This window comes from Psychrobacter nivimaris, assembly GCF_904846365.1.
GTDB classification, from domain to species: domain Bacteria; phylum Pseudomonadota; class Gammaproteobacteria; order Pseudomonadales; family Moraxellaceae; genus Psychrobacter; species Psychrobacter nivimaris_B.
Window position 1 is genome coordinate 43,426 of record NZ_CAJHAL010000018.1, and the last position, 12,795, is coordinate 56,220.

A 12,795-nucleotide genomic window follows, 5' to 3' on the forward strand; every position below is an offset into this window, starting at 1 on the left:
CGTCCGTTTCTGTTTTTACATAATAAGAGAATTTTTTGGCAATAAGGAAAATAAGAAGTTATTTGAGATAAAGATCATCGAAAGTAAAGAAGCGCTTGGCTAATCTAAAAAATCGCATCACTTCTACTGATTTTTTAGATTAGCCAACTCATCATAAACAATGAGCTGGCTATCGCGCTTTAACACGCTTAGCGCGAATGAGTCATAGCTAGCACGCTGCGACCTAAATGACAGCATGCTTATAAATGCAACGTACTTATAAATACTGACATGTATACCAGTCGCACATCATTTAAGCAGTTCTGTCATCATTTGACTGGTTCGCTTTCATGGCTTGGTTCGCCATGACCCCATTGATGATACCGCTTAACGTGTCTGACTTACCCGCTAGGCCATCAATGGCTTTACCGATCGATAGTGATTTGGCAAAGTTGTCAAAGAAATGCGCTTCACCGCCGACGATATCGATTTTGGCTTTTTGGAGTGCCACTGCCAAGACTTCGGCGTTTTCTTTGGCAATCTCTTTACCTGCATCAATAGAAGCCATCGCTTCTTGTAGCGCGGTCTCAAGCCCCATACGGAACTCCTCGTGCTCACGAGCCTCTTTACTCATGCTGCCCATGGCGTTGAACTTCTCGACCAGACCGTCTGCTTCGGCTTGGAAGTGCGCACGAGTGACTTCGGCTTTTGCCATTCCAACGTCACGCTCGGCCTTGGCGTTTGACTCACCGCGAGCGGCGATAACTTCAGCATTGGCCATACCGACATCACGCTCGGCTTTGGCATTAGACTCACCGCGAGCGGCAACAATCTCTGCATCGACCATACCGATGTCACGCTCAGCTTTTGCTTTAGAGGCGCCGCGAGCTGCGATAACTTCGGCTTCAGCCATGCCTTTTTCACGGTCTGTTTGAGCCTGAGCCTGTCCCGTCGCTTTGATGACATTGGCTCTCGCAATACCTTCTTTTTCAAGCGATACTGATTTGGCTTCTTGAATCGCGGCTTCAGCAAAGCCGTGCGCTGACTCTTCTGCTTTGATACCTTCTGCCATTCTGATTTTGGCTTCTGACTCTTTGGCAGAGGCTTCAAGGTTAGCCGTAGCAAGCGTAGTGATTTCAACGGCTTTATGCTTGGCTGACAGCTCTTCGGCTTCGGCTTTTTTCACCTGACGTACTTTGATTTCTTCCGCATCGGCTTCTGCTGCTAGCACGCGTGTCTGCTTAGAACGCTGCGCTTCACTAACTTCGCGAACTTCTTTGATACGCTCTTCTTCTTGCGCCACTGTTTTGTCGACCGCAATACGCTCGCGGATGACATTGGCGATTTCTTTTTTCTCAAGTTCAATCGCACGTTCAGCCTCGATGCGTTGCAAGTCAACTTCACGCTCACGAGAGACGATTTCTAAGTCACGGGCACGCGTAACCTTCTCTTCTTCGATGACAACTGCACGCAGACGATTTTGACCTGCTACTTCAATTTCACGTTGCTGATTCTCTCGCTGAATCGCTAAGTCCTGCTCAACCATGATGACGGCTGTTTCTGACTTCTTACGCTCTTCTTCTTCAATCTTACGAGTTTCAGCCGTTTCACGGGCAATCACTGACGATATTTCACGCTTTTGCTTGGCTTCAGCATCGGCTTGTTGACGCTCAAGCTCTAGCATCGCCTCTCTGGTTTCAACGTTCTTTTTCTTAACCGCTAGCTCTTCATCACGCTCAAGCTCATTGGTAATAACGTTTTGAAAAGCCGTTAGCTGAGTAATCTTTTTGATACCTTCAGCATCTAGAATATTACTTGAGTCCAACGATACTTTCGGTGTTTGCTCTAGATAATCGATTGCGACATCTTCTAAGACATAGCCGTTTAGATCGTTACCGATTTCTTGAACGATACTGTCACGAAACTCGCTGCGGTTTTCAAACAATTTAACGAAATCTATTTGCTTACCAACTGTTTTTAGCGCCTCTGAAAACTTGGCATTAAACAGCTCATTAACAGCGACTTTATCTGAAGCTCTCTCAACCCCAACCGATTTGGCGACTTTTAGCACATCTTCTTCGGTTTCATTGACACGTAGATAAAATGCGACTGTGATATCAGCACGCATGTTATCGGCGCAAATCAGTCCTTCTTTACCGCGTCTATCCACTTCTAACGTGATGAGCGATATTCTCATCAGCTCTTTTTTATTAATAACTGGCCAAACAAAGCCACCATCAAAACGTACGGCTATTTTGCTCACACCGTTGATAATTAGTGCTTTGCCCTGCTCAACCTTGAAGTAAAAGGCTTTGAGCATCAACAGTGCTGCCATAATGAAAACAAACGCCAGCACCACAACCACGCCGACGATAATGAGTATGTCCATGTTTATTCCTTTAATTGAAACATTCTATAGTCAGTTCTATATCCATCAGATGTTCGATCCGGTTTGCTCAACTCCTCTATGTAGCAGTTTCACTTGCCTTTCTCATATCTAAACTAGTTGAACCGACCATAACTAAATTTAAAACCGTTCGTATGATGTAAAAATAGAGGTTTTTTAGCTCAATGGCTGTTTATTGTTTATCAGGGTTTATCTTATTTTCGAGTTTACTCTATGCTAAAAGCGATAATAGAAAGTCGTATCAACTAAACGATTTATAATTATTTATCTTCAACACGAGCGACTTGATAGGTATTTGTTTCTTCTAAATACGCGATCAACATCACTCTATCGCCCTTTTTCAGTAAGCTAGTACTGTTGTCTGAACGAACCTTGAGTATCAAACCTGCACCGCCATCATTCAATTCTGCCTCACCGTGCTTGTCCGTCACACTAAGTGTGCGCACAATCGCGATTTTGCCTACATTATTAGCAGAATTACGTTTGGGAATTCTGGCAATGTTTTTGCGGATGGGTGAAATGATCATGCCTGTTAGCCACATAGAAACGACCAATACGAATATTAGTGCCCCTGTGCCAAATACGTAATACAGAACACCAGAGTCAAAATTTTGATGTAAGAAACTGGTATACAAATAGCTCAATAACCAACCGATTAAACTAACTAAGCTCAATATAATGACTAGAGGCACACCGTAGAGACCAAACTTCAGCATGAGGCCTGTAAAAAAACCGGTCGATGATAAATCAGAGACAGCAGCATCACTACCTGTCTCTACAGCATCCACGCTGTCCATATCTGCCATGCCGAGTAAGGATACCACCCAATATAGAGTAACGAACATCACAAGACCGGTGAAAACAATCGTTGGATATAAACTTATTTTGGTGATAAACACGAAAAAAGCCTCTTGCATTACGCGGGTTCTCCCTTTGTGAACCTAATCTTCTATTTGTAATAACCTACTACAAAAGCTAAGGCTCTTCACTTAATATTTATAAACTTATGTTGTTTTACAAATAAGTTTATAAATGTCACGACTTAAGATATACCTCTCTAACGACCCCATATCGGTGACCGCACGACTCCGCCATCTTGGCCACTGATGGCATAGCTGGTATTACCTGACAGCGAATGGATAACTAGACTACCACCATTTTGGCCTGCTGCTTGCCCGCCCACACTCAAGCGGCGAGTTGGATAGACGGCATAATTGCCAGATGGAGATAGACGTGCAGGCTCATCAAGCCCTGTTTCTGCCAGGTTGACCACCTGTCCCGTCGTCAAGGTCATGACAGCCGCCTTGCGACCATTTAAGTAGGCCATACGCTGACCATCTAAGCTAAGCTGAGGACTGGCCACATACCCATTTGTTGATACAGGTGTCGCATTACCCGTAGCGAAGTCATAACGATAAATTCGCGGTCGTCCAGCACGGACTTTATCACTGGTATAGACAAAGCTTTTGCCATCGGCAGCATAACTAGGCTGTACCTCTGTACTCGGCAGAGTCGTTAACTGCTGGGTATGACCATCACTCAGACGCATCTTATAGATATCAGCATTACCACCGACAGTAGAGCTATAAAGCAAATCTTGACCATCGCGTGAAAATGACGCTGACATATTGCTACCTTCAGCATTTACTACTAAATTGCGCGTATTGCTACTCCGATCATAAATATAAATTTTGGGATGCTCACGCGGGGCTTGTTTGCTATAGGCAAGCAGTTGTCCGTCTGCCGACCACGCTGGCGCATAGATATAGCCATTAAGCTGATCAATGAGCTGACGATCGCTACCGTCAGGACGGATACTATAGAGTGACGATACTTTTGCCGTACCTATGCCTTGCTCTTCTACATAGGCAATATATCCTCGGCGATCAATCGCTGGCATACGTGCAGTCAGCGGATTGGTCTCGACTGTACTGGTTGGCTTTTTTACTGAGGTATTAGGTAATGTCTGACAGCCAGTGAGGACGGTAACTATAGCTATAGTAGTAATGACTTTTATGGTTTCAAACATAGAATGGTATCCAATAGATCCTAATGATAAAAGTATGGTGAATAATTAAAAAACTATCGTCACTGTTGCAGACTCAACGCCATAGCTAGTATCTTACGATATCAAAGGTATTATAGGGTTATGGCTCTAGTGTAGCCTAAACTGAGTCAAACTTTGGATAAAAAAATGCCCCACTTGATAGCGAGGCATTTTGCGTTTCAAGAAGAGTAGCTTTAAATGAGCAACTTTAAATGAGTAGTTTTAGACAAATAATTTTAATTGTTTAAGTTCACGAACCAGTCAAACTGTTTACTCAATCATTAAGCTACTTCGCAACGGCTTTAAAATAAGCGACTTGATCATCGTTTTTAATGGTCAAGATAGGCACATTGTTGGCATTCTTACTAAGGCTATATTTACCTTTTACAGTAGCTAAGGCAGCAGTATCAAAGCTAGCTTGCGGTTCAGGACATGCCATCATAGTACTGATGCCGTTTTTAATCTCGACTTCACCATTTGCAACGCTATATCCAGCACCCATGTTATTACAGGTATTCATAAATGCCACGTAATCTCTACCGTTATCATTCATAAAATTCAACGTTAATGGCTTGGCTGGGTCAAAAAATAGCTGAGTCACTTTATCGCCATTGCTGCGTTTGGCATCAACGAGCTGCCAGTTGTGTGCTTGCAAGACATCTGCAGTGATTGGTTGGTCAACTGGCGCAGGCAAGTTCGTCGTCTGACAACCTGCAGCAAGTGTACCAACTGCCAATGTCGCGGCCATCATTACTTTAGTCATATTCTTCATATCAACTCCTCGCTTTATTGCATCCGATACTTTTACTAGACATCCTATCTGCTTGAGCCATCAGCGCTAATAGACAGGCGGTAAGCGCTAATAAACATAGTAAAAGCTCAGACTTATTATGATTCATTTATTGTTTTATTTAATGCTCTAAACAATGGCAATATTGTGCATGACTCACAGGGAGGTGTCATCATAAACTGGGTAGTTATTCGGAATGCATTTTGTACTACTTTGCAAATATATAGCTACTTGCTCTTGCCAGTACCAAGATGACCTGCTAACTATAATTTTGCTTACTCTATCTATCCGTATCAACGATGGTTATTAACGATAACTATTGACGGCAATTATGGATTGTTCACAGCTTGCTGTCGTTGCAATGCCGCGTAACCATCCAGACGCTTACGCTCAGTATCATCAAATAACTGCTGTTCAAGCTGATTTATCTGAATTTGCGCTTGGGCTACATCGACACCTTGGCTTAATAGGAGATTTTTTTGAGTTTCATACTGGGTGAAGCGTTGGTCAAAATTAGCGTCTTCTTGATCTACTTGTGCCAGCCTTTCTGCTGCTGGTGCGCCTACTAGCTCTCGGCGCATATTATATAACTCCTCGGGCGTTGCACCGCGAGCTTTCATCTGTTCAGTGCGAGTCATCAACTCGCTAATATTGGCTTGTTGCATGATATTGGCTTTAGTAGCATTCTCTGGCAATCGACTAATATAGTCCTGACGGGCAGCTTGTTTTTGTACGTCAGACATTTGCTTATTTTGGTCAATTCTGACCATCTCTATACTATAGTTATCGTAGTCATCCTCTGCGCCAAAAAATGCTGTGATGGTTGACTTATCAAAGTACTGCTGACGTAGATTAGCGATATCTTGTTTTTGCTGGGCAACTGCGTTCAAGTCCAGCTCACCACTTTTGGTCGCCTGTAATTGCAGATTGCCGTAGCGCTTTTCTATCTCAGGAAGTGCTTTAAGGTAAGCAACATATTGATTAAAAATAGTGACCGCTTGGCTAGCGGCAGGCTCTGGTGTGTGATGGCGAATATAACTCTCCACACGGGCCAATATAGTCGCTTCTTCCTCCTCACCTAGGGCTGATAAAAAATAATCAAACAAACGCCGCAGACCTTCAGTGACGACCAACTGTTTATTTTCATCGATGATAATTTCACCATCAATCTGAGTACCCTTTAATGAGCGTGGTAAATTTTCTAATCCTGTAACAAATTGAGACTGGCTGGGTGGCGTTGTCGATTTCACAACTTGTCCCGCAGCCAGCTCAGTTGTCACTGACTCGCTACTCTCATTATTAGAGACGGACGGTTTGATTGAAGCTGAATTTACATCATTACTAGGCTTAAACCACAAAATAACCGCCGCTGTGGCAATGATAACCACGGCGATGATAGCAATTGTTGCATAGGTTGGACGGCGGTTATTTGACATAAACGATATTTCTCAATCAATGAGCATTATTATTTTACAGTTCAGCTTATAGGTTGGCGTTTTTCAGACGGTTTACCTGAGTACGATAGATAGATTTTGGCTCAGACTCTCCCCATGCCGTCAGACCCAAGACTTGATCGGCGGAATCCAAATGGTTCATTCTATAATTATCACGAATCACATAGCCAAGACGACTTGAGCAAGCAGATACCAATCCATCATTAGACTCCCCTGCGAATGGTACGCCCGTTGCGGCTAATAGATAATCGCTAGGGTCAAGTGCGCTCGTTATTTGCCCAACGCCACTAAATGAATAATACTTGATGCCATTGACCGCCGTACTAGTCGGTTGACCACAATAGTTTTTTGGCATTGCTGCAGGAAATTTGGCATTGAACTTAGCAGCACCATCGGTCGATAGAGCCACGAGCGCTTGCCAGCCATCTTGTTGTTGAATTTGGTTGAAACTGATACCAGAACCAATATCTGTGAAGCCACCAATCAGATTGAACACGCCTGATACTAGCTGGGTGGTGACATTAGATGGCTGTCCAGAAGTATTATTTGGCTCAAGGACATCTTTAACAAAATCAGCGGTTTTTGATCCTTGCTCTGGACTTGATACCGCGGTTACTGAAGCCACGTACTTTGGCGCGACGCCAGCGACATAACGGATATCTATACCGCCCTGACTGTGTCCAAACAAATTGACTTTAGATTCACCTGAAATCGCGGCAATGGTCTTGACCTGTTGTAGCAGTTGCTCACCTCGAACTTCGCTGTTATTGACCGCTGACGTTTTGGTGGTATATACCTCTGAGCCACCTTTCATCAAGTCTTCTGGAATCCCGTTGAAATAATCAATGACTCCAAATAGCGTTGTGAAGCCGCCAAGCCCGTGTGCTAAGACGACCGGATATTGAGTTTTAGTGTAACTAGAAGTGAAATATTTACTGTCCACCAACTTGCAACCGTTAGCATTGGCACAATTATAGTATTGTCCTGCAGCTTGAGCAGAAGTGGTTTGCATGGTCATTAGAAGCACACCAGCACTGATTGAACCCAGTATTGGTAACAATGTCTTTGGTGTGAGAGCTGCACGAATGTACAAAGAAAGCGTCATAACAACATCCTTGTTATCATTGATTTGGTTATTTTTACTGTACAACTACAGTAAAAATTGCTGCTAATTCCGTTAGCAGGCAAAATTACATTACTTATATATCCTGCAACATTCAACTAATTTGTCAAAATATGAATATATTAGTCTGACTAATGAGTCATATAAGCCCTTACCAAGCTGTAAAGCAATTATTTTCAATGATAATGATAGGTACACTATCACTTAACGTAAAAGTGTCACTAGTACGTTTATGGTATAATCTATCTACAATGAACCCATAATTATAAGATATACGATGATGACTAAAAAATCCCTTATCCAGTCTCCAGAAGCCATAGAAAAAATGCGTGTGGCCGGTAAACTCGCTAGTGATGTCCTTGTCATGCTCGACGAGCATGTCAAAGTGGGCGTCAGTACCGAAGCACTCAATCAGATCGCCCATGACTATATTGTTAATGTGCAGCAGGCTATCCCTGCCCCACTTAACTATAATGGTTTTCCAAAATCTATCTGTACCTCAGTCAACCATGTTGTCTGTCACGGTATTCCAACTGAAAGCAAGCTGCTAAAAGATGGGGATATTATCAACATCGATGTGACTGTTATCAAAGACGGTTACTATGGCGATACCTCAAAAATGTGGATCGTCGGCAACGGCTCTATCATGGCACAGCGTATTTGCAAAGTGGCGCAAGATGCCCTTTACGCAGGTATGAGCGTGGTCAAGAACGGTGCACGCCTAGGTGATGTTGGCGCTGCTATTCAGGCCGTTGTCGAGCCTGAGCGTTTTAGTATTGTTCGCGAGTTCTGTGGTCATGGTATCAGTGATGAATTCCACCACGAGCCACAAGTCATGCACTATGGCAAAAAAGGCACTGGTTTTGAGCTAAAAACAGGCATGACGTTTACCATCGAGCCTATGATTAACCAAGGCACGTGGCAGACTAAGATTTTACCTGATGAGTGGACGGCGATTACTAAAGACCGTAAATTGTCTGCTCAATGGGAGCACACCATGGTCGTAACAGACAACGGCTGTGAGGTATTTACTACTCGCCCCGAAGAAGATTTAAGTTTTTTGACGCAGTAGTACAATCAAAGATCGCTTAGGCGGTCTTTTTTTTGGCCTTTAATTAGGGCATATTGAGTATTGTGCTTATAGGCGCTTTGTCTTTATACTCAGATGACCTGATAACTTCTATTGATATATTTGTCAGCATCTTTATTGATAGTTGCTATTCGTGACTTTTATTGGCCATTAGTTGCTCAATAGCGCTCAGCTCAAACGTTCTATTTCTAAACTCTTAACTGGATAACACTCATGTTTAATTGTGATATCGCCTCTGTTGATTTGACGCCTTTACCGATACTACCAAGTGAGGTGGCGACAGACTCATCCCCACTGTCAGCCAAGAATGTGGCAGATAAGAACCTACTTGGCATTCCTGAATGGTTGGCCCAGATCAACGACGATATCAGCCGCTCACTAGAACGTGGCACCAATATTCGTCAGCTGGTTGCAGCGCGTGCTTGCGCTATCGACAGCCTATTGATTGCATTGTTTAAATGGTTTGAGTTAGATAAGACTGATTTGGCGTTTTTTGCGACTGGTGGCTACGGGCGCGGTGAGCTATCGCTCTACTCAGACATTGATATTTTGCTTCTGTCTCCTGGTGAAATAGGTGCTGATGCTAGTAGTAAAATTGACAAACTGGTCGCTCTACTATGGGATATAGGACTAGAGCCTGCGCTCTCCGTACGTAGTGTCAATGATGCGCTAGAGGCTGCGCTTGATCATACGATTGCCAGTGCTCAGCTAGAGGCTCGACTCCTAATCGGCAACGAAACATTGCAAGACATGCCTGCTCAAATCGTCAACAAACAGTGGTCTCCGCGCGCCTTTTTTGATGTAAAAATGGAAGAATCCAAAGCGCGTTATTTGCAGCATAATGCTACCGAGTACAACCTTGAGCCCAATATCAAAACAGCACCAGGCGGGCTACGTGATATCCATATCATCGGCTGGGTCACCAAGCGTTATTTTCGCGTGAGTAAGCTATATGATTTAGTGCAACAGAACTTTTTGACCGAAAAAGAATTTGATGAGTTGAGCTTTGCCGAAGGATATTTATGGCAAATTCGTCATTACTTACATGTACTGACTGGCCGTAATGAAAACAAGCTGTTGTTTGATTATCAGCGTGAGATCGCTCAGCTAATGGGCTACGAGACCCAACCCGATGACCAACCTAATGCTGCGGTCGAACGGTTTATGCGCGACTACTATCGCTGTGCGATGCAAATATCAACACTGTCTGAGATGCTGACCAATCACTATTATGAAACGATCATAGAGCCGCAGCTGCCTGACGATGAACGTCCAAAAAAACAGCCTATAAATGCGCGATTCAACCGTATTGGCAATCAGATTGCCATTGCGCATCATCGAGTTTTTGCACAGCACCCAGAGTCTATCTTAGAGATGTTTTTATTGATGGGTCAGCATGGCATCGATAAAGTTCGCACCCATACTTTGCGCGCACTCAAAATTGCCGCACGCGGCATCGATCAGATATATAGAGACAACCCTACTCACAAAGCGTTGTTTTTATCGAATCTAAAAGAACAGAATTACCTGTTCCATCGTCTACGTACCATGAATCGCTATGGAGTATTAGGTAACTACATTCCTGCTTTTGCGCAAGTTACTGGCCTTATGCAATATGACTTGTTCCATCGATATACGGTAGACGCGCATACCTTGTTTTTGATTAGAATTTTGCATCGATTTACAGATCCAACCTTTCAAGAAGATTTTCCGCTAGTCAGCTCTATCTTTCAGCGTATCGAGCGTAAAGAGATTTTGGTACTGGCAGCGATGTTCCATGATATTGCTAAAGGCCGTGGCGGTGACCATAGTGAGCTTGGTCAAACTGAATCGATTGAGTTTTGTTTATCGCATGGTATGAGCTTGGCAGATGCGAACTTAGTAGGCTGGCTCACGCGCTATCACCTTCTTATGTCGATTACTGCACAGAAAAAAGATATCTCAGACCCTGAAGTGGTGACTATTTTCTCTGATCTCATCGGTAATGTGACTCATCTAAACCATCTGTATGTACTGACGGTGGCTGATATGAATGCGACCAACCCACAGCTATGGAACAGCTGGCGGGCGACCCTCATGAAACAGCTGTACTCACAAACTCGGCGCATCTTGCGCGCTGATATCGATGCGCCTACCAATCGTCAAGATATGATTAGCGCCACACGCAAGCAAGCGTTGACGATGCTAGATAATGTCAATAACCAGCATATGAATCGCGATGAAGTATTGCGTCTATGGGATGACTTGGGCGATGAGTATTTCTTGCGAGAAATTGCAGAAGATATCTTATGGCATACTGAAGCTATTTTGAATCACCCACCGATTGGATTGGCTTCTAATGCTGACAGTCCGCCGTTGGTCGTTTTACGTGAACATCGCGAATTGGCACTTGATGCGGTACAGGTCTTTGTTTATACCCAAGATCAAATGAACCTATTTGCCGTTACTATGGCAGTATTTGATCAGATGAATCTTGATGTTTTAGATGCACGTATTATCACAGCGACCCGTGACTTTGCTTTGGATTCTTATGTATTGCTAGATCCTAGTGGCACATTGCTGGTCGATGAGGAGAGCCAACAAGAGCTAAAACAACGCTTAATTGATTCGTTCAAAGACCCTACTGTACTTAAACTGACGAACAAGCGTATGCCGCGTCAATTAAGACACTTTGAAGTGAAAACGGTGATTAACTTTGAGTTCAATGAAGCATCAGGCCAGCACATCATGAGCTTAGAAACGCTTGATCAGCCAGGGCTATTGGCGCGAGTTGGGCAAGTTTTCTTGCAAGAGCAAATCGAAGTACATGCTGCGCGTATTACTACTCTAGGTGAGCGTGCTGAGGATATGTTTTATATCAGTGATCAAAACGATAAGCCACTCTCACCTGATAGACTGGAAGCATTAAAGGAAGCGCTATTAGCCAGTCTTACCGTTCAGAAAGAGCATAATAGCGTAATATATTTTTGATACGGCTAGATAGTTTTGGTTAGCCATTATTTTGAATATTAACTAGCAAAAGTAGTCTGATAGTCATCATAGAAGTACGTTTTATAACGTACTTCTATAGGTTATCTCGCTGGCATGTTCGTTCAATTCATCGTCAGCAAGCTCTGGCGGCAAAACACCTACTTCAGGTGGCTGCTGCTCCATGATTAATCGTCCAGCATCGACTTCTTTTTGTAGCAAACACTGCAAGCTTGCTAGGTGAAACTGTCCATCTAGATAATCATCTAAGGCTTCTAAAGAAATAGGCGATTTGGCATGTACATCAGGATACAGGCTATCTTCTGCCAAAATAATCATCTCGTTGAGCGCCTCTTCGTGCATCAGCTCATCATTATCTATTTTACGTTGCAGCTTGTTTGCTAACTGGCTTTTAGCAGCAAGCGCGCTGACAAAAAGTAGGGTCTGTATCACAAACAAAGAAATATACTGCCATAGTGGTAACGAGATACTAAAGACATTATTGAGCATCATCAAAGCCATCGCCACTATCACATAACCGACTAGCTGCCATAGTAACCACATAATTAGGCTGTTTTCACCATACCAAAATATTTTCTTTTCTTGACGCTCGATCATTTGCTGACGGGCTTGCCACCAGCACTGCTCACGCTCTTTGAGGAGTTTATATAATTTGGAGCGCTGTGGACTATCATCAAAATTTTTATTATTGATATCTTTAGTGATGAGATCATCATTATTTAGCACACTAGACATATCAAACTATCCTTAAAACGATCTACCACATTTGTAAATAGTCATTTTTTATATTGTTATAGGTTATAAATTATGAAATGTTTAAAAGGTTTTTTAACGATTACATACTTAGTATGTCGCCCAATGAATAGCTTACGCTTGGTAAATACCTATTCATGATATAAGAAGAAAAGGACAAAAAA

At 43.1% G+C, this 12,795-nt stretch carries 9 protein-coding genes; 2 read left to right on the forward strand and 7 right to left on the reverse strand.

Annotation, left to right across the window (positions count from 1 at the left end):
- Nucleotides 1-292: 292 nt before the first annotated feature.
- The 6 genes from JMX63_RS08680 to JMX63_RS08705 all read right to left on the reverse strand — a co-directional run bounded on the left by JMX63_RS08680 (nucleotide 293) and on the right by JMX63_RS08705 (nucleotide 7,782).
- Complete coding sequence (locus JMX63_RS08680; RefSeq protein WP_134292747.1) at nucleotides 293-2,368, reverse strand: flotillin family protein; 2,076 nt, start codon at nucleotides 2,366-2,368, stop codon at nucleotides 293-295.
- A gap of 278 nt (nucleotides 2,369-2,646) precedes the next feature.
- Nucleotides 2,647-3,303 (reverse strand): DUF1449 domain-containing protein, encoded by a 657-nt coding sequence (locus JMX63_RS08685; RefSeq protein WP_134292746.1) that lies wholly within the window; start codon nucleotides 3,301-3,303, stop codon nucleotides 2,647-2,649.
- 140 nt (nucleotides 3,304-3,443) lie between these two features.
- Nucleotides 3,444-4,415, reverse strand: coding sequence for a PD40 domain-containing protein (locus tag JMX63_RS08690; RefSeq protein ID WP_201572058.1), 972 nt, complete (start codon nucleotides 4,413-4,415; stop codon nucleotides 3,444-3,446).
- A gap of 304 nt (nucleotides 4,416-4,719) precedes the next feature.
- On the reverse strand, nucleotides 4,720-5,205 hold the full coding sequence (locus JMX63_RS08695) for an META domain-containing protein (protein ID WP_201572060.1): 486 nt from the start codon (nucleotides 5,203-5,205) through the stop codon (nucleotides 4,720-4,722).
- Nucleotides 5,206-5,552: 347 nt separating this feature from the next.
- Nucleotides 5,553-6,659, reverse strand: a complete 1,107-nt coding sequence (locus JMX63_RS08700; protein WP_201572061.1) for a lipase secretion chaperone — start codon at nucleotides 6,657-6,659, stop codon at nucleotides 5,553-5,555.
- Nucleotides 6,660-6,705: 46 nt separating this feature from the next.
- Nucleotides 6,706-7,782 (reverse strand): esterase/lipase family protein, encoded by a 1,077-nt coding sequence (locus JMX63_RS08705; protein WP_057758519.1) that lies wholly within the window; start codon nucleotides 7,780-7,782, stop codon nucleotides 6,706-6,708.
- 298 nt (nucleotides 7,783-8,080) lie between these two features.
- Between JMX63_RS08705 and map the strand changes: the two genes are divergently transcribed.
- Together map and glnD are read left to right on the forward strand one after the other, a co-directional pair.
- On the forward strand, nucleotides 8,081-8,872 hold the full coding sequence (map, locus tag JMX63_RS08710; protein WP_371548431.1) for a type I methionyl aminopeptidase: 792 nt from the start codon (nucleotides 8,081-8,083) through the stop codon (nucleotides 8,870-8,872).
- A 231-nt stretch (nucleotides 8,873-9,103) separates the two neighbouring features.
- Nucleotides 9,104-11,860, forward strand: a complete 2,757-nt coding sequence (gene glnD / locus JMX63_RS08715) for a [protein-PII] uridylyltransferase (RefSeq protein WP_201572062.1) — start codon at nucleotides 9,104-9,106, stop codon at nucleotides 11,858-11,860.
- Between the two features lie 81 nt (nucleotides 11,861-11,941).
- Here the strand turns inward: glnD and JMX63_RS08720 are convergent, their stop codons facing one another.
- Nucleotides 11,942-12,613, reverse strand: a complete 672-nt coding sequence (locus JMX63_RS08720; RefSeq protein WP_201572063.1) for a hypothetical protein — start codon at nucleotides 12,611-12,613, stop codon at nucleotides 11,942-11,944.
- Nucleotides 12,614-12,795: the final 182 nt, after the last annotated feature.

Bases quoted from the DNA above. Each gene is read 5' to 3' on its own strand.
- JMX63_RS08680 (WP_134292747.1), bottom strand. From the start codon at position 2,368: ATGGACATACTCATTATCGTCGGCGTGGTTGTGGTGCTGGCGTTTGTT.
- JMX63_RS08685 (WP_134292746.1), bottom strand. From the start codon at position 3,303: ATGCAAGAGGCTTTTTTCGTGTTTATCACCAAAATAAGTTTATATCCA.
- JMX63_RS08690 (WP_201572058.1), bottom strand. From the start codon at position 4,415: ATGTTTGAAACCATAAAAGTCATTACTACTATAGCTATAGTTACCGTC.
- JMX63_RS08695 (WP_201572060.1), bottom strand. From the start codon at position 5,205: ATGAAGAATATGACTAAAGTAATGATGGCCGCGACATTGGCAGTTGGT.
- JMX63_RS08700 (WP_201572061.1), bottom strand. From the start codon at position 6,659: ATGTCAAATAACCGCCGTCCAACCTATGCAACAATTGCTATCATCGCC.
- JMX63_RS08705 (WP_057758519.1), bottom strand. From the start codon at position 7,782: ATGACGCTTTCTTTGTACATTCGTGCAGCTCTCACACCAAAGACATTG.
- map (WP_371548431.1), top strand. From the start codon at position 8,081: ATGACTAAAAAATCCCTTATCCAGTCTCCAGAAGCCATAGAAAAAATG.
- glnD (WP_201572062.1), top strand. From the start codon at position 9,104: ATGTTTAATTGTGATATCGCCTCTGTTGATTTGACGCCTTTACCGATA.
- JMX63_RS08720 (WP_201572063.1), bottom strand. From the start codon at position 12,613: ATGTCTAGTGTGCTAAATAATGATGATCTCATCACTAAAGATATCAAT.